Origin of the sequence: Phenylobacterium sp. LH3H17, from assembly GCF_024298925.1 — a bacterium.
Classification (GTDB): domain Bacteria; phylum Pseudomonadota; class Alphaproteobacteria; order Caulobacterales; family Caulobacteraceae; genus Phenylobacterium.
The window spans coordinates 103,403-118,920 of sequence record NZ_CP101283.1; the positions used below are offsets into that span (position 1 = coordinate 103,403).

The 15,518-nt window shown below is 68.9% G+C and carries 20 protein-coding genes and 1 tRNA gene; 8 read left to right on the forward strand and 13 right to left on the reverse strand.

What is annotated here, in order from left to right:
* Positions 1-75: 75 nt before the first annotated feature.
* Positions 76-891, forward strand: coding sequence for an enoyl-ACP reductase (locus M9M90_RS00535; RefSeq protein WP_254835219.1), 816 nt, complete (start codon positions 76-78; stop codon positions 889-891).
* Here the strand turns inward: M9M90_RS00535 and M9M90_RS00540 are convergent.
* From M9M90_RS00540 to M9M90_RS00550, 3 genes are read right to left on the reverse strand one after another with little or no spacing between them, the layout of a single operon-like run.
* Positions 888-1,496, reverse strand: a complete 609-nt coding sequence (locus tag M9M90_RS00540) for a TetR/AcrR family transcriptional regulator (protein WP_254835220.1) — start codon at positions 1,494-1,496, stop codon at positions 888-890. The two genes, M9M90_RS00535 and M9M90_RS00540, sit on opposite strands and share 4 nt — an antisense overlap.
* Positions 1,496-3,106, reverse strand: a complete 1,611-nt coding sequence (locus M9M90_RS00545) for a DHA2 family efflux MFS transporter permease subunit (protein WP_254835221.1) — start codon at positions 3,104-3,106, stop codon at positions 1,496-1,498. Before M9M90_RS00545 ends, M9M90_RS00540 begins: the two co-directional genes overlap by 1 nt.
* A 7-nt stretch (positions 3,107-3,113) precedes the next feature.
* Complete coding sequence (locus M9M90_RS00550) at positions 3,114-4,211, reverse strand: HlyD family secretion protein (RefSeq protein ID WP_254835222.1); 1,098 nt, start codon at positions 4,209-4,211, stop codon at positions 3,114-3,116.
* A gap of 152 nt (positions 4,212-4,363) precedes the next feature.
* On the opposite strand from M9M90_RS00550, the gene M9M90_RS00555 reads away from it, so the two are divergent.
* Entirely contained in the window at positions 4,364-5,617 is a 1,254-nt protein-coding gene (locus tag M9M90_RS00555; protein ID WP_254835223.1) for a UbiH/UbiF/VisC/COQ6 family ubiquinone biosynthesis hydroxylase, read from the forward strand.
* A gap of 162 nt (positions 5,618-5,779) precedes the next feature.
* Here the strand turns inward: M9M90_RS00555 and M9M90_RS00560 are convergent, their stop codons facing one another.
* The 4 genes from M9M90_RS00560 to M9M90_RS00575 all read right to left on the reverse strand — a co-directional run bounded on the left by M9M90_RS00560 (position 5,780) and on the right by M9M90_RS00575 (position 8,158).
* A complete protein-coding gene (locus M9M90_RS00560) occupies positions 5,780-5,980 on the reverse strand; it encodes a Trm112 family protein (RefSeq protein WP_254835224.1) in 201 nt (66 codons plus the stop codon).
* A 9-nt stretch (positions 5,981-5,989) separates the two neighbouring features.
* Positions 5,990-6,655, reverse strand: coding sequence for an LON peptidase substrate-binding domain-containing protein (locus M9M90_RS00565; RefSeq protein ID WP_254835225.1), 666 nt, complete (start codon positions 6,653-6,655; stop codon positions 5,990-5,992).
* Between the two features lie 8 nt (positions 6,656-6,663).
* Positions 6,664-7,560 (reverse strand): co-chaperone YbbN, encoded by an 897-nt coding sequence (locus M9M90_RS00570; protein WP_254835226.1) that lies wholly within the window; start codon positions 7,558-7,560, stop codon positions 6,664-6,666.
* 85 nt (positions 7,561-7,645) lie between these two features.
* A complete protein-coding gene (locus M9M90_RS00575; RefSeq protein WP_254835227.1) occupies positions 7,646-8,158 on the reverse strand; it encodes a prolyl-tRNA synthetase associated domain-containing protein in 513 nt (170 codons plus the stop codon).
* Between the two features lie 76 nt (positions 8,159-8,234).
* Between M9M90_RS00575 and M9M90_RS00580 the strand changes: the two genes are divergently transcribed.
* Together M9M90_RS00580 and M9M90_RS00585 are read left to right on the forward strand one after the other, a co-directional pair.
* Positions 8,235-8,975: a DUF6065 family protein gene (locus M9M90_RS00580; RefSeq protein WP_254835228.1), complete on the forward strand. Its 741-nt coding sequence runs from the start codon at positions 8,235-8,237 to the stop codon at positions 8,973-8,975.
* A 99-nt stretch (positions 8,976-9,074) separates the two neighbouring features.
* A tRNA-Gly gene (locus M9M90_RS00585) sits at positions 9,075-9,149 on the forward strand.
* A 61-nt stretch (positions 9,150-9,210) separates the two neighbouring features.
* Here M9M90_RS00585 and M9M90_RS00590 read toward each other — a convergent pair.
* A complete protein-coding gene (locus M9M90_RS00590; protein ID WP_254835229.1) occupies positions 9,211-10,047 on the reverse strand; it encodes an enoyl-CoA hydratase/isomerase family protein in 837 nt (278 codons plus the stop codon).
* A gap of 365 nt (positions 10,048-10,412) precedes the next feature.
* Between M9M90_RS00590 and M9M90_RS00595 the strand changes: the two genes are divergently transcribed.
* Positions 10,413-10,721, forward strand: a complete 309-nt coding sequence (locus M9M90_RS00595; RefSeq protein WP_254835230.1) for a hypothetical protein — start codon at positions 10,413-10,415, stop codon at positions 10,719-10,721.
* Positions 10,714-10,998, forward strand: a complete 285-nt coding sequence (locus tag M9M90_RS00600) for a hypothetical protein (protein WP_254835231.1) — start codon at positions 10,714-10,716, stop codon at positions 10,996-10,998. Before M9M90_RS00595 ends, M9M90_RS00600 begins: the two co-directional genes overlap by 8 nt.
* Here the strand turns inward: M9M90_RS00600 and M9M90_RS00605 are convergent.
* Both M9M90_RS00605 and M9M90_RS00610 read right to left on the reverse strand, forming a co-directional pair.
* On the reverse strand, positions 10,995-11,582 hold the full coding sequence (locus tag M9M90_RS00605; protein WP_254835232.1) for a hypothetical protein: 588 nt from the start codon (positions 11,580-11,582) through the stop codon (positions 10,995-10,997). The two genes, M9M90_RS00600 and M9M90_RS00605, sit on opposite strands and share 4 nt — an antisense overlap.
* 85 nt (positions 11,583-11,667) lie before the next feature.
* Positions 11,668-12,300: a LysE family translocator gene (locus M9M90_RS00610; protein WP_254835233.1), complete on the reverse strand. Its 633-nt coding sequence runs from the start codon at positions 12,298-12,300 to the stop codon at positions 11,668-11,670.
* Between the two features lie 112 nt (positions 12,301-12,412).
* Between M9M90_RS00610 and M9M90_RS00615 the strand changes: the two genes are divergently transcribed.
* A complete protein-coding gene (locus tag M9M90_RS00615) occupies positions 12,413-13,183 on the forward strand; it encodes a sulfite exporter TauE/SafE family protein (protein ID WP_254835234.1) in 771 nt (256 codons plus the stop codon).
* Positions 13,184-13,251: 68 nt separating this feature from the next.
* On the opposite strand, the gene M9M90_RS00620 is transcribed toward M9M90_RS00615, so the two are convergent.
* Positions 13,252-13,416, reverse strand: a complete 165-nt coding sequence (locus tag M9M90_RS00620) for a hypothetical protein (RefSeq protein WP_254835235.1) — start codon at positions 13,414-13,416, stop codon at positions 13,252-13,254.
* A gap of 99 nt (positions 13,417-13,515) precedes the next feature.
* Positions 13,516-13,920 (reverse strand): MAPEG family protein, encoded by a 405-nt coding sequence (locus tag M9M90_RS00625; protein WP_254835236.1) that lies wholly within the window; start codon positions 13,918-13,920, stop codon positions 13,516-13,518.
* A gap of 134 nt (positions 13,921-14,054) precedes the next feature.
* Between M9M90_RS00625 and M9M90_RS00630 the strand changes: the two genes are divergently transcribed.
* A complete protein-coding gene (locus tag M9M90_RS00630) occupies positions 14,055-14,261 on the forward strand; it encodes a KTSC domain-containing protein (RefSeq protein WP_254835237.1) in 207 nt (68 codons plus the stop codon).
* Here the strand turns inward: M9M90_RS00630 and M9M90_RS00635 are convergent.
* A complete protein-coding gene (locus M9M90_RS00635; protein ID WP_254835238.1) occupies positions 14,258-15,487 on the reverse strand; it encodes an argininosuccinate synthase in 1,230 nt (409 codons plus the stop codon). The genes M9M90_RS00630 and M9M90_RS00635 overlap by 4 nt on opposite strands.
* Positions 15,488-15,518: the final 31 nt, after the last annotated feature.

Genomic DNA, 15,518 nt, shown 5'->3' on the forward strand with positions numbered 1-15,518 from the left:
CGGCCCTGGTTGCCGCTTGCGCGCCTGAACGCGCGAGTTCACAAACCTGCTCGAAAAAACGCGAGGGAGACGCGCATGGCCAAGGACGGCTGGGACTTGCCCACGGGCGAGCTGATGAAGGGCAAGAGGGGCGTCGTGATCGGCGTGGCCAATCATGACTCCATCGCCTGGGGCATCGCCTCGCAGCTCGCCGCCCAGGGCGCCGAGATGGCCCTCTTCCACCTGCCGGGCATGGAGCGCCGAGTGCAGCCGCTGGGCGAGAGCATCGGGGTGAAGGTCATCGTGCCGGTGGACGTGACCCAGGACGACCAGATGGACGCGGCCTTCGCGGCCGTCGAGAAGGCCTTCGGGACCATCGATTTCTTCGTCCACGCCATCGCCTACGCCCCGCGCGACCAGATCAAGGGGTCGTTCGTGGACAACGCCAGCCGCGAGGGCTTCCTGCAGGCCATGGACATCTCGGCCTACAGCTTCGTCGACTGCGCCCGGCGCGCCGAGAAGCTGATGCCCAACGGCGGCTCCATCATCTGCCTGACCTATATGGGCTCGGAGCGGGCGATCCCGAACTACAACACCATGGGGGTGGCCAAGGCCGCCCTGGAGGCCGCAAGCCGCTATGTGGCCCGCGACCTTGGTCCGAAGGGCATTCGTGTCAACGCGTTGTCGCCCGGCGCCATGCGCACCCTGTCCCTGGCCGGGATCTCCGGCGGCAAGGGCATGCTGGCCAAGGGTCGCGACCTCTCTGCCATGAAGCAGGACACGTCGATGGAAGGCGTCGCCGGCGCGGCCTTGTGGCTGCTGTCGGACCTCGGCCGCTCGACCACCGGCGAGCTGATCCATGTGGACGCCGGCTTCCACATGATGGGCTTCACCGAGGACGAAGAAGGCTAGTCCGCATAGGCCTTCATGAACCGCCGCGCCGCCTCGCAGGCGATGCGGTCGATCTCGCCGGCCTCCAGGTCGCTGCCGGCGCCGAGCAGGTGGGCGATCTGGTGCACGCCGATGACCATGCCGGCGAAGAACTCGGCCGCCAGGGCCGGATCGTCGACGGCGATTCGACCGGCGGCGGTCTCGAGCTCCAGGAACCGCGCCAGGCGACGGCGGGAGGTGACGGGGCCGGCCTCGTAGAAGGCCCGGGCCAAGTCGGGCATCTCCGCGGCGCCCTGCACGGTCATGCGCAGTATGGAGGCCCCGCGGGGTTTCAGCACCGCCTCGATCATCACGCGGCCGAAGGCGGCCAGCGCCTCCTCGGGATGCTCCTGCGCGCCGGGGACCACCAGCGGGGCGGTGATCTCGGCCACCCGACGGTCGACCATGGCGCGCATCAGCTCGGCCTTGGAGCCATAGCGGTTGTAGACGGTCTGCTTGGAGACCCCGGCGCGGCGGGCGACCAGGTCCATGGAGGCCGACAGCCCGCGCTCGCCGAACACCTCGGCGGCGGCGTCGAGGATCGCCTCGGTCTTGGCCGGGTCGATCTGTCCGGCGACGCGCGGCATCAGCGCCCAGCCGCGGGCACGGGCGGGGCCTTGGCCGGCTTGGCCAGGATCCCCAGCGCCGCAGCGGCCGCGCAGGCCAGGGCGAGGAAGGCGAAGCCGTCGGCGAAGCCCATGACGCTAGCCTCCCGCCGCAGCATCATGCCGAGCGCCTTGTTCGCCGCGCCCTCGGGGTCGGCCATGCCGCGCTCCCTCATCATGCCGGTCAGGCCCTCCACCATGCCCTGGGCCGCCGGGCTGGCGCTGGTCACCGCCGCCGACAGCTCGCCCAGATGGACGGCGGTCTGGTGACTGAGCACCGTGGTCAGCACGGCCATGCCCACCGCCCCGCCGACATTTCGCACAAGGTTCACCAGCCCCGAGGCGTCCTTCATCATCGAGGGCGGCAGGGTCGAGACCGAGAGTTGGGAGGCGGCGATCATCGCGGTCATCACCCCCATGCCGCGGAAGACCTGCAGCAGGGCGAAGTCCCAGAACCCCCAGTCGGCGGTGACGTGAGAGCCCAGGCCGATCCCGTAGGCGGTGACGCCGAAGCCCACCACAAGGGGAATGCGGGCGTCCAGCGCCCGCACCATGCGGCCCGCCACCGGCGCCATGGCGAACATGACCAGGCCGGAGACCAGCATGGTGGTCCCCACCTCGGCGGCGTTGTAGCGCAGCACCTGGCCCAGGAAGAGCGGCAGGATGAAGGTGCCGCCGAACAGCCCCGCGCCGGCCACGAAGTTCATCACCGCGCCCAGGGCGAAGTTGCGGTCCTGGAACGGCTTCAGCGAGACGATGGGCTGTCGGTAGTTGAGCTCGCGCAGGATGAAGCTCACCCCGGTGATGACGGCCAGCACGGTCAGGCCCAGGATCAGCTCGTCGTCGAACCAGCTCTCGCTGGCGCCTTCCTCCAGCACATACTGCATGGAGAGCAGGGCCACAGTCATCAGCACCAGCCCCAGCCAGTCGATGCCGCTGCCCAGGCGCGGATCGCCCCGGTCGAAGTCGGCGTAGCGCGAGACCAGGAACATCACCACCAGCCCGACGGGGACGTTGATGAAGAACAGCCAGTGCCAGGAGAGGGCGTCGGTCAGGTGGCCGCCGAGGGTCGGTCCGACCGTGGGCGCGAGCGTCACCACAAGGCCGAACACCACATTGGCCGTGACCCGCTGCTCCTGAGGAAAGACCGTCATGGCCGTGGCGAAGGCGGCCGGTATCATCGCGCCCGCCGCCAGGCCCTGCAGGGTGCGGGTCAGGATCATCATCTCGATATTGGTCGAGAAACCGGTCATCACCGAGGTGACGATGAAGGCGCCGCAGGCCCAGACATAGACCGTCCGGGTGCTCCACATCTTCGAGAGGTAGGCGGTGAGCGGGATGATCACGACCTCGGCCAGCAGATAGCTGGTCTGCACCCAGCTGATCTCGTCGGCGGTGGCGCCGATCCCGGCCTGGATCTGCGAAAGCGAGGCCGCGACGATCTGGATGTCGAGCACGGCCATGAACTGGCCCAGCACCATGCCGCCGAAGCCCAGGAAGACGGCGGTCCAGTTGACCTCGCCGGACGGCTTGCGGTGACGCACCAGGGGGTCGGCGTCGTGGGCTCCGTGGGGCAGGGCTTCGGGGCGCATGGGACGGCTAGCGGGAGACGCCGTGGCGGGCGAATTGCGGCGCGGCGCTGGTCTCGGCGAAGCTGGGGCCGGTGTCGGCGGTGACGTCGACCTTGACCTGGACCGAGAGGCCCGGCCGCAGGGCGCCGGCCAGGGGCGATTTGGGATCGACCACGATCTTCACCGGCAGGCGCTGGGCGATCTTGGTGAAGTTGCCGACGGCGTTCTCCACCGGGATCATGGCGAATTCCGAGCCGGTGGCCGGGGCGAAGCTGTCGATGCGCCCAGAGATGGCCTGCTTGCCGAAGGCGTCGGCGCGGATGGTCACCGGCTGGCCGATGCGCAGTCGCGAGACCTGGGTCTCCTTGAAGTTGGCCACCACATAGGCCTTGCCCAGCGGCACCACGCTCATCAGGGCCGAGCCCGGCCGCACATACTGGCCGGCGCGGACGGCGCGGGCGCCGATCACGCCAGCCACCGGCGCGCGGATCTCGGTGCGATCGAGGTCGATCCGCGCCTGATCGACGGCGGCGTGCGCCGCCTGGGCCTGGGCCAGGGTCTGGGCGCGGGCCGAGCCCAGGGAGGCGGCGGTGCGGCGCTCGGCTTCCAGCGTGGCGCGAGCCTCGGCGACGCCGGCTGTGGCCTGGCTGGCCGCGGCGTGGGCGGATTGGGCGCGCTGGGGCGAGACCCAGCCCTGGTTGGCGAGCGCCCCATAGCGGGCGAGTTCCGACTGGGCCATCAGGGCCTGGGCGTCGGCGCTCTGCACGCCGGCGGCTTTCTGGGCGATCATGGCCTGTTCCAGCCGCGCCTTGTCGTCCACCCCGCGCACGGCGGCGTCCAGGGCCGCGGCGTTGGCTTCGGCCTGGGCCAGGCGCGCCCTCAACGGCGCGGCGTCCAGCCGGACCACGACCTGACCGGCGGCGACCCGGGCGTTGTCGCCCACCAGCACCTCGGCGACATAGCCGTCGACCTGGGGCGCCACCGTGACCTTGTCGGCCTCCACGAAGGCGTTGTCGGTGCTCTCGTGCTTCTGTTTATCGAACCACCACACGCTGCCGCCCACGATGACGACGACCGCGACCAGGGACGCCGCGGCGATGGGGACGAGGTTCTTCGGAAGGGGCATCGGAGAGCTCGAAAAGGGTCAAACAGACGAAGGTCAAAAATTGGCCGCGGGCCCAAGGCCCGGGCGCGGTAATGCGCCATACTTAAAGTGGACGGATTAGTCTAAAAATCAACCCGCTTGGCGCCGGCCCCTGAACATCGGCATATCGGCCCATGGCTGAGACGTACGACGCGGACGTGATCATCGCCGGCGCGGGCATGGCGGGCGCGACCCTGGCCCTGGCGCTGAAGAGCGGCGGCCTGACTCCGATCCTGATCGATCCCATCGTCTTCGACGCCCAGCTGGCGCCCACCTTCGACGGGCGCGCCTCAGCCATCGCCTTCGCCGCCTTCCGCCAGTGGCGGACGCTGGGCCTGGCCGCCGACATCGAACCCCACGCCCAGCGGATCGAGCAGATCCTGGTCACCGACGGCTCCTCGCCGGGCGCCGCGGCCGGCGGGCCGAGCCCCTTCTACCTGCGGTTCGACTCCGGAGAGATCGCCGAGCGCTCGGAGGGCGAGCCCCTGGGCTACATGCTGGAGAACCGCCGCACCCGCGCCGCCCTGGCCGCCGCCGTGGGCCGGGCCGGGATCAGGGTCCTGGCCCCGGCCAAGGTCGCCTCCGTCGACTTCGACCCCCGCGCCGCCCGGGTCACCCTGGACGATGGCCAGGTGCTGACCGCGCCGCTGGTGGTGGGCGCCGAGGGGCGCGGTTCGGTGGTGCGCCGCGCGGCCGGGATCGGCGTGGTCGGCTGGGACTATGCGCAGACCGGAGTCGTGGCCACCGTGCGCCTGGCCAGACCCCATCTGGGTGTGGCCCACGAATATTTCCTGCCGGGCGGCCCCTTCGCCATCCTGCCGTTGACCGACGACCGCGCGAGCCTGGTCTGGACCGAGCCCACAGCCCGCGCCGCGGCGCTGAAGTCCGCGCGGCCTGAGGTGTTCCACGCCCACCTGCAACGCCGGTTCGGCGATTATCTGGGTGAGGCGACCCTGGACGGGCCGGTGTTCAGCTACCCCCTGTCGCTGCAGCTGGCCGAGCGGCTGACCGGTCCGAGGGCGGCCCTGCTGGGCGACGCGGCCCACGGCATCCACCCGATCGCCGGCCAGGGGCTGAACCTGGGCCTGAAGGGCGCGGCGGCCCTGGCTGAGGTGCTGGTGGAGGCCTCACGCCTGGGCGAGGACATCGGCTCGGAGCTGGTGCTGGAGCGCTACGCCCGCTGGCGAAATTTCGACACCGTGATGCTGGCCGCCGCCACCGACGTCTTCACCCGCCTGTTCTCCAACGACCACCCGCTTCTGCGGCTGGCGCGCGGCGCTGGCATGGCGGCGGTGAACCGCATCGCCCCGGCGCGAAGGTTCTTCATGCATGACGCCGGCGGCGCGCTCGGGGATTTGCCAAGGCTGCTGCGCGGCGAGGCCCTGTAGCTGAAAACCCAGATGCTCCCCCTCTGGGGGAGATGTCACCGCAGGTGACTGAGGGGACATTGACCCTTGTTTTTGGGATTCAGCCCCCTCCGTCACGTCGCCGAAGGGGGCGACGCGCCACCTCCCCCAATCCGCGCTGCGCGCTGGGGGAGGATCTGAAGTTCAGCCGATCTCGCGGGCCTCTTCCGGGAGCATGATCGGCACGCCGTCGCGGATCGGATAGGCGAGCTTGGCGCCCTTGGAGATCAGTTCGCCGGCCTTGCGGTCATAGGTCAGGGGGCCGTGGGTCACCGGGCAGACCAGCACCTCCAGCAGGCGCGGATCAACCTCGACGGTCAGGGAGAGGGGCACGGAGGAGGTCATGGGCGACCTCTACTGCATCGAGTGCGGCTCGTCATCGTCGCCCTCCAGGGAATCGATCTCCAGCAGGGCGGTGAGCGCGTCGCAGCGCTCCAGCATGCCGGGCGCCTCCAGCAGGGCCTGCTTCTCGGCGGGCTCGAAGGGCAGGCCCATGGCCAGGCTGGTGACCAGGGCCTCCAGCGGCGCGGACTCGGCGGTCTCCCAGTCGATGTCCAGCTCGCGGCGGTTCAGGTAGCGCTTAAGCGCCGCGGCGAACCGGCGACGGTCGAAGGCCGGGATGTCAGCCTCTTCGTCGGCCGTGTCCTCGGCGAAGGGCTCGAAGGCCGCCCGGACCTGGCGATAGGGGGTGCGGACCGGCACCTCCTCGCCCACCGCGAAGCGGCAGATCCCGGTCAGGGTGATCAGGTAGCGGCCGTCGGACGTTTCCGAGAAGCTGGTGATCCGCCCGGCGCAGCCGACATTGGCCAGGTTCGGCCGCGCCCGCTCGCCGCCGGCCCGGGTCTGGACCATGCCGATCATCCGGTCGCCGGCCATGACGTCGTCGATCATGTTGAGATAGCGCGGCTCGAAGATCTGCAGCGGCAGGTCGCCGCCGGGCAGCAGCATGGCGCCGTCCAGCGGGAAGACGGGGATGACCTGGGGCAGGTCGGAGGCTCGGCGATAGGGCGCGCCAGACATCTTCAGCCTCACGAGAACAGAATCGAGGATAGCCGGCGCCGCCCCGTCCGGGTGATGTCGGAGCCGGCCCCGGCGGCCTCGAAGATGGTGATCAGCTGCTTGCGGGCCGCGTCCTCGTTCCAGGTGCGGTCGGCGGCGATGATGTGCAGCAGGTGGTCGCTGGCCTGGGCCCAGGCCCCGCGGCCGGCCAGGGCCTTGGCGATCTCGTAGCGGGCCTCGTGGTCGTTCGCGTCCCTGGCCAGGCGCTGCTCGAACTCGGTGGTCTCGGCGGGCGCCTCCTCGGCGAGCGCGAGGGCGGCCCGGACGCTGTCGAGATCGGGATCCCTGGCCTCGGGCGGCGCCATGGCGGCGATCTCCTTGGCGCGCTCCGAATCGCCGCCGGCGAGATAGCAGCGGGCCAGGCCGCCAAGCGCCTTCACATTGGCCGGATCGGCCTGCAGCACCTGGGCGTAGGCCTGGGCCGCGCCGCCGACGTCGCCGACATCCAGCGACTCCTTGGCCATGGCCAGCAACTCGTCGGTCTCGTTGGCCGGGGCCTGGCCGGCGATGCGGTCGACGAACTGCTTCACCTGGCTGTCGGGCAGGGCGCCCATGAAGCCGTCCACCGGCTTGCCGCCCACGAAGGCGAACACCGCGGGGATCGACTGCACCCTCAGCTGACCGGCGAACTGCGGGTTCTTGTCGATGTCGACCTTGACCAGCTTGACCTTGCCCTTGGCGGCCAGGACGGCCTTCTCGATCGAGGGGCCCAGCTGGCGGCAGGGGCCGCACCAGGTCGCCCAGAAATCGACGATCACCGGTGTGTCGTTGGAGGCCTCGATCACGTCGGCCATGAAGCTGGCGTCGGTTCCGTCCTTGATCAGGTCGGCGGCGGCATGGGGCGCGGTTTCGCCGATCAGGCTCATAGGGGTGTTTCCCGTCTTGTCTCTTCCCAGGCCACAACGCGCCTGGCGGCTAAAATGGTCCCTTCCGGCGCGCTCTTCAACGCCGCTAGGCGTCGAGGGCGATCGACATGGCCGCAAAGTCCACCACGAGGGGGGTGATCCCCAGGACCTCGAGGAACCGGCGGAAGCCCGCCCTGGACACCCCGGTGGTGGCGGTGTTCTCCAAAGGGTGGAAGTTCACGCGGTCGGCCGCGGCCAAGGTCTTGTCCAGGACGAAGGTCACGGTGCGGTCCGTGTCGTTGACCAGGGCGAAGGCGGTGACCGATCCCGGCGTGACGCCCAGGGTCTGCGCCATCAGCTCGGCATTGCCGAACGACAGCCGAGCCGAGCCGATCACCGTGTGCAGGCGCTTGAGGTCGATCTGGGCGTGCTCATGGGCCGAGATCAGCCACAGCCGGCCCTTGGCGTCCTTCAGGAACAGGTTCTTGGTGTGGGCGCCCTCGATGTCGTCCTTCAGGCCCGGCGCCTCGCCCACCCGGAACACCGCCTGGTGCTCGACGGTGGCGTGATCGATGCCATGGGCGTCGAAGAAGGCGAAGAGGTCGGCGCGGGTTTTCATGATCTCCTGATTAGCGAACTGGACGCGGGCGCGACAGCCGCTCTAGACCTGATCTTCAGTCTGCTGGAGGAGCCCCATGGAGCTCGAGTGCTACCCCACCGCCGAGCGCCCGCCGGAAATCGTGCCCGGCCGCCCGCAACGCGCCTGGATGGACCGGTTCTCGGACCGCCACCCCTATCGCTGCCTGCCGCTCAGCATGGCCAACACCACCGGGTGGGAGATCCTCTGCCCCATGGCCTTCACCGCCGAATGGAACGGCGGCCTGATGCAGGAAGACATCAAGCTCACGTCCGACCGGCCCAATCCGGACTTCCACAATTTCGTGAAGACCCATTTCAGCCACGGGGTCCTCACCTTCCACCCGGGCTATCTGTTCCGCACCCCGCCCGGCTGGTCGATGATCGCCCAGGGGCCGCCCAACCATATCAAGGACGGCATCCAGCCCCTGGCCGGCCTGGTGGAGACCGACTGGCTGCCCTTCCCCTTCACGATGAACTGGATCTTCACCCGGCCGGGCAAGGTGCGCTTCGAGAAGGGCGAGCCGTTCTGCTTCATCACCCTGACCCAGGACCGCCAGCTCGCCGAGTTCCAGCCGGTGATCAAGCCGATGGCGCGCAACCCCGAACTGCGCGAGCAGTACGACACCTGGGAGAAGCACCGCAGCGAGTTCAACAAGCGCATCTTCCGCGCCGATCCGGACGCCACCAAGGAGGCCTGGCAGCGGTTCTACTTCAAGGGCGAGTTCCCGGAGGAGATCGCCGAGCCGCCCAAGGACCACGTGAACAAGCGCCGGCTGAAGGCTCCCAGATTCACCTAGGCCGGATTTGGGGAGGAGGGGTGTTGCAAAGGCCCCGACCCTCTGCCATAAGCCCGCTCTCGATTTTCGGGCGGCCGGTCATCCGGCCTCTCGCGGATTGCGGGCGTAGCTCAGTGGTAGAGCACAACCTTGCCAAGGTTGGGGTCGAGAGTTCGAATCTCTTCGCCCGCTCCAATTTCCTCCAGGAAGTTGCAGCGATCAAAGCGGTCCCTCGGGACCGCTTTTTGCGTTCGGCTCAGCGGGCCTTGAAGTCCGGCGGGCGCTTCTCGAGGAACGAGGCCATGCCCTCGCGGAAGTCCTGGGTGCGGATCAGCTGCAGGAATTGCAGATAGACGTGGTGGACGTGGTCGTTGAACGTCTCGTTCATGCCCATCCGCATCAGCCGCTTGGCCGACTGCACCGCCAGCGGCGCGTTGGCGGCGATCTCGGCGGCCAGCTCGCGGGCCCGGGTCATCAGCTCGGCGTCGGGGACCACGTGGGTCGCCAGGCCCATGTCCAGGCTCTGGTGAGCCGACAGGGTGCGGCCGGTAAAGATCAGCTCGGCGGCCTTCGACCAGCCGATCAGCCGCGGGAGGATCCAGGTGCCGCCCGACTCCGGGACGACGCCGCGCTTGACGAAGGCCGCGGCCAGCTTGGCGCTCTCGCCCATCATGCGGATGTCGCAGCCCATGGCGGTGTCCATGCCGTAGCCCGCCGCCGCGCCGTTCAGCGCGCAGATGGTCGGCTTGTCCATGGCGAACAGCACGGTGGGCGGGGTGTTGCGCAGGTCGATATTGACCGAGATGTTCGCCGCCTGGCTCTCCGAGCCGATGCCCGTGCCCTGGGTGGCCCCCACCAGGTCCAGGCCCGCGCAGAAGGCCCGGCCGGTCCCGGTCAGGATCACCACCCGCACCTCCGGGTCCTCGTTGGCCTTGATCAGCAGTTGGGTCAGCAGGGCCAGCATCGGGCCGGAAATCGTGTTCAGGCGCTCGGGGCGGTTGAGGGTGATCGTGGCGATCCCGTCGGCCGCCTCATAGATCACTTCAGGCGCTTCGCGGACCAGTTCGGCCGTCGTGCTGGAGGTCTCGCTCATCGCCTTCTCCTTACGTTGTAAGCGCTCAGCCTAGGCCTCGGGCCGCGCGGGTCAAGCGCCGCGTATTGCCCGCCGCGCGCAATCTCGGCTATAGAGCTGGCGCGATCTTCATCAGCATGGCGGCCATGAGCGCTTCCTTCGACCCACGCCTGACGACCTCGACGCGCCCCGCGGCGCGTGCGGCCGGCTGCGTCTCGAAAACCATGATGATGATTATTATCCCCATCACAGGAACGGGGCGAACGCGCGCGACCTAAAAACCGCCGACGGATCGCAAGATCAGCAACCCCGCTCCCTTCACAGGCAGCGGGGTTTTTTATTGCGCGCCGTCGGTCCCGACACCCTCATCACAAGGACCCACAACCATGCCCCAGGACCTATCTCAATCCCCATCCTCATCGGGTGACCCCGACGCCGGGAGCGCCGTGCGCGGCTTCGTGCGCACACTCGTCTCCCACGCCCTGTTCGAGCACACCGCGCGCCTGGAGGTGACGCTCGGCGGCGGCGGAGCGCTCGAGACCCTGCTGGCCGTGGAGCGCGCCCTGACCTGGCCGCCGCAAGGCCCCAGCCGTGAACTGATCTGGGCCACCGAGGCCGGAGCCCTGCGGCTCAGCGCCTATGACGAGGCCGGCCGCCTGCTGCTCAAACGCGATTATGGCGGTCGCCGTGGCTGACGGGAGCCCGTTCAAATGGACGGAAGGCCTGGCGGGACGCCGGACCTTCTTCATCGAGGCCGCGCGGGACGGCGACGTGCTGCTGCGCGTGCTGGGGCCGTTCGCGGTGCAGGGGGCGGAGATCGCCGAGATGACCGCCACCCAGGAGGGCGGCGGCGTCTCCATCCGCCTGGAGGTGTCGGGCCTCAGCCAGGCGCGCGCCGAGCACCTGGCCGAGCGCCTGCGCGCCCTGGCGGCGGTGTCCGGCGTCGCCCTGGGATGGAGGGCGGCCGCCTAGGGCTTGGGGACCGGCCGCAGGACCCGTGGTCCGATATTGTCCATCACGCCGCGGGCGTCGAAGGCGCGCGCGTCGTCGGCGGGCTTGGGGCCCCTGCGCATGACGATCTCGGCGGTGGCCTCGAACTTCTCGACCGTGCGCACGTCCATGCGGTCGGCCCAGAACGGGTCGCCCCAATAGGGGTCCCAGGTGCGCCAGCCGAAGCCGCCGCCGTAATAGCGCCAGTACGGCCGCCAGTAGCCGTAGGAGGGGCCGTACCAGGGCCGATAGAACGGGTCGCGCTCGACATAGGTGCGCCGGTCTCGCTCCACGTCGCGTTCGACGATGGTGAACCAGTCGAAACCCTGCTGCACGGTCAGCTCGGCGGCGCGGTACAGCAGATAGGCCTCGACCGTGTCGCGGGAGGTCAGGCTGTTGCCGGCGAACGTGACCTTGAAGCGGTCGCTCTCCAGCCGCTGTTCGGAGAAGCCGCCGGAGACGGCCTGTCCCGGGATGTTGGGTTGATAGGGGGTGGCTGTGGCGCAAGCGCTGAGCAGGCCCGCCAGGGCCAGGCTTGCGGCGATAGCGGCGGCTCTGCGTGTCATGGCTGTCGCACCTGAAAGATGTCCCTCACTGGGATTTTTAAGGAAACACATCGGCTTAATTGTGGTTGCGCTTGTCGGGCCACGACTATCTCGCCTTGCCCGCCATCAGGACGGCGGCGGTGAGAAGAAGCAAGCCCACCATGATCGAAAATCCCCGGCGGAATCGCGGCTCGCTCATCCGCCTCGCCAGGGCCGCCCCGCCCAGGCCGTAGGCGCTCATGGACAGCACGTCCATGCTGATGGTCGCCGCGGCGAAGGCGGCGAGTTGGGCCGCCAGGGGCCGCTGCGGATCGAGGAAGGGCGGCAGGACCGCAGTGAAGAACAGGATGGCCTTGGGATTGGCGATCTGCACGGTGAAGCCGTCCAGATAGGCCGACTTGCCCTGCTTGAAGGCGCCGTGTCCCGGTTCGGCGTCCTTGCCAAAGGCTCCCAGCAGGGCCTTGATCCCCAGCCAGGCGATATAGGCCGCTCCGGCGTAGGCCAGCAGGTGGAACACCTGGGGGAAGGCCAGGATCAGGGCGCCCAGCCCCAGGGCCGCGGCGGCGAACCAGACCAGGGTGGCGCTGTTCATCCCGAGCACGCCGGTCAGGGCGGCGGCCTTGCCCTTCTGCGCGCCGGTGGCGATGGCGAACAGGTTGGCGGGACCCGGCGTTATGGCCATGACCGCCATGACGCCCAGGAAGGTGACATAGCGTGCGGGGTCGACGGGCAGGTCCATGTCTCGGCCGGGCTTGAGGGGAGGGAGCCCAGAGATGCTGGCGCCGCCCTCAGGTAATCCCCATTGCCCAGGTTCGGAAGACCTGCGACCTGCAAAATCGAACGGAGGGACGATGGGCCCGGAATTCTGGTTGTTCGCAGCCGTCGGCTTCGCCGCCCAGCTCGTCGATGGCGCGCTGGGCATGGCCTATGGCGTGGTCTCCACCACCGTCCTGCTGGCCAATGGCGTGCCGCCCGCGGCCGCCTCGGCCAGCGTGCACGCCGCCAAGGTCTTCACCGGCGCGGCCTCGGCCGTCTCCCACATCGCCCATCGCAACGTCGACTGGCGGCTGCTGCTCCTGCTGTCCCTGGGCGGGGTGCTGGGCGGCGTGGTCGGCACCTTCGTGCTCACCTCCATCGACGGCGACCTGATCAAGCCCTACGTCGTCGGATGGCTGGGCCTGATGGGGGTCGTGATCCTCTATCGCGCCTGGAAGGGCGCGCGGCCCAAGCCGTTCTCCTGGAAGTCGCCCTTCCCACTGGGCCTGGCCGGCGGGTTCTTCGACGCGGTCGGCGGCGGCGGCTGGGGGCCGGTGGTGACCTCGACCCTGCTGGGGACCGGCGCGGAGCCGCGCAAGGCCATCGGGACAACCAATGCGGCGGAGGCCTTCGTCGCCGCCGCCATCTCAGCGACCTTCCTCGCGGCTCTGCTCAGCGGCCATTGGCAGTCGGGCGGCATGAAGCAGTATCTGTGGTCGGTCCTGGGCCTGATCGGCGGCGGGATCGTCGCGGCGCCCGTCGCCGGCTGGATGGTGAAGGTCCTGCCGTTGCGGGCTCTGACCTGGTTCGTCGGCCTGCTGGTGACCGGCCTGGCGATCTGGCAAGGCGTGGCGCTGCTGCTCTAGACCTGGCCCGCCAAGAGGCGGCCGATCTCGATGGGCTTGGCCACCAGGCCGTTGATGCCGGCGGCGTCTTACTCGGCCCGCTGGTGGTTCATGGTGTTGGCGATGAGCAGGGTCTTGAGCGCCAGCTGGTCGACGTCGTTGTCCTCGGCGGCAGCAGGCCGCGATGCCGCCGCCCATAAGGCGGGCCAGATCGCGGCAGACGGCCAGGCCCAGGCCCGGTGGCTTCCGGCCATGAGACCCACCTCCGTGCGCCACCGGCGGTGAAAAACCCCGGGATTGCGCCACTCGTTATAGTGGCGCTTGCCTGGCGCTGCTGTCGCAGATTGAGACGGCTAGGCGCCCACGACCGCCAGCGACCAGACGATCCGACCCAAGGCCCCGAACAACAGGATGGCGGTGGCGGTGAACTGGATCATGAAGCCGGCCTCGCGCTTGCCGGGGTCGGCGAAATAACCGAGCGCATAGACGATGCGGCCCACGATCCACACCACGCCCAGGCCCGCGGCGACCATGTCGTTCCAGTAGATGGCGAACAGCCAGAGGCTCGCCAGGAACACCGGCAGGGCCTCCAGGGTGTTGTAGTGAACCCGGATGGTGCGCTCGAGCAGCGGGTCGCCGACCATGGCCGGGGCGGCGATCCCGCACTTGGCCCGGGCCTGGCCGACGCGGATCGTCATCCAGAGATAGGTGAGGAGCGCCGCGATGGTGACGAGCGCGACATAGCCGTGTGGTTGCATGGATTTTCCCCCGAACAATCATCGGCGGTAGCTTCGCCGTTGCGGCAGACTGCCACGGCGCGCAGAGGAAAGGGAACTAATCCGCCAAGTCGATGCGTTCTTAAGGTCGGTCCACGGAACGTTGGGAGACCGCCATGCAGGTCGAGTCCGAAGCTATCCGCGACATCCGCTATGACGAAGCGCGGGCGAAGCTGTTCGTGACGTTCCACGACGGCGACGCCTACGTCTATGTGGGCGTGCCGGGCGAGGTGCACCGCAGCTTCGTCGATGCGGATTCGAAGGGCCGGTTCTTCGCCTTCGAGATCCGCGACCAGTATCCCTACAACAAGCTCGACGGTTAGCCCTTGATGCGCTGGTCGCGCTTGGCGGCCACGCGCAGGCGCAGCGCATTGAGCTTTATGAAGCCCGCCGCGTCGCGGTGGTCGTAGGCGACCTTGCCTTCCTCGAAGGTGACCAGGTCCTGGTCGTACAGCGAGTAGGGACTGGTGCGGCCGATAATGGTGACATTGCCCTTGTAGAGCTTCACCCGCACCTGGCCGGTGACCATGGCCTGGCTGTGGTCGATGGCCGCCTGCAGCATCTCGCGCTCCGGGGCGAACCAGAAACCGTTATAGACCAGCGATGCGTACTTCGGCATCAGCTCGTCCTTCAGGTGCATGGACCCGCGGTCGAGGGTGATGGACTCGATGCCCCGGTGGGCGGCCAGCAGGATGGTGCCGCCGGGGGTTTCGTAGACGCCGCGTGACTTCATGCCGACGAAGCGGTTCTCCACGAGGTCCAGGCGGCCGACGCCGTTGTCGTGACCGAGATCGTTGAGCCGGGTCAGCAGCGTGGCGGGGCTCATCTTCACCCCGTCGATGGCGATCGGGTCGCCCTTCTCGAAGTCCATGGTGAAGACGGTCGGCTTGTCCGGCGCGTCCTCGGGGGCGATCGTGCGCATGTGCACGAACTCGGGCGCCTCGACCGCCGGATCCTCCAGCACCTTCCCCTCTGAGGAGGAGTGCAGCAGGTTGGCGTCGACGCTGAAGGGCGCCTCGCCGCGCTTGTCCTTGGTGATCTGGATCTGGTGCTTCTCGGCGAAGTCCAGCAGGGCCTCGCGGCTCTTGAAGTCCCACTCGCGCCAGGGGGCGATCACGTGGATGTCGGGCTCCAGGGCGTAATAGCCGAGCTCGAAGCGGACCTGGTCGTTGCCCTTGCCGGTCGCCCCGTGGCTGACGGCGTCGGCGCCGGTCTGGCGGGCGATCTCGATCTGCCGCTTGGCGATCAGAGGCCGGGCGATGGAGGTGCCCAGCAGGTACTGGCCCTCATAGACCGTGTTGGCGCGGAACATCGGGAAGACGAAGTCGCGGACGAACTCCTCGCGCACGTCCTCGATGAAGATGTTCTCCGGCTTGACGCCGGCGGCCAGGGCCTTGGCCCGGGCGGGCTCGATCTCCTCGCCCTGGCCCAGGTCGGCGGTGAAGGTCACCACCTCCGCCCCGTACTCGGTCTGCAGCCACTTCAGGATGATCGAGGTGTCGAGGCCGCCGGAATAGGCGAGGACGACTTTCTTGATCGGCGTGGCCATGGGGCGCGGTCTTTCGGCGAGGGGAATAGAA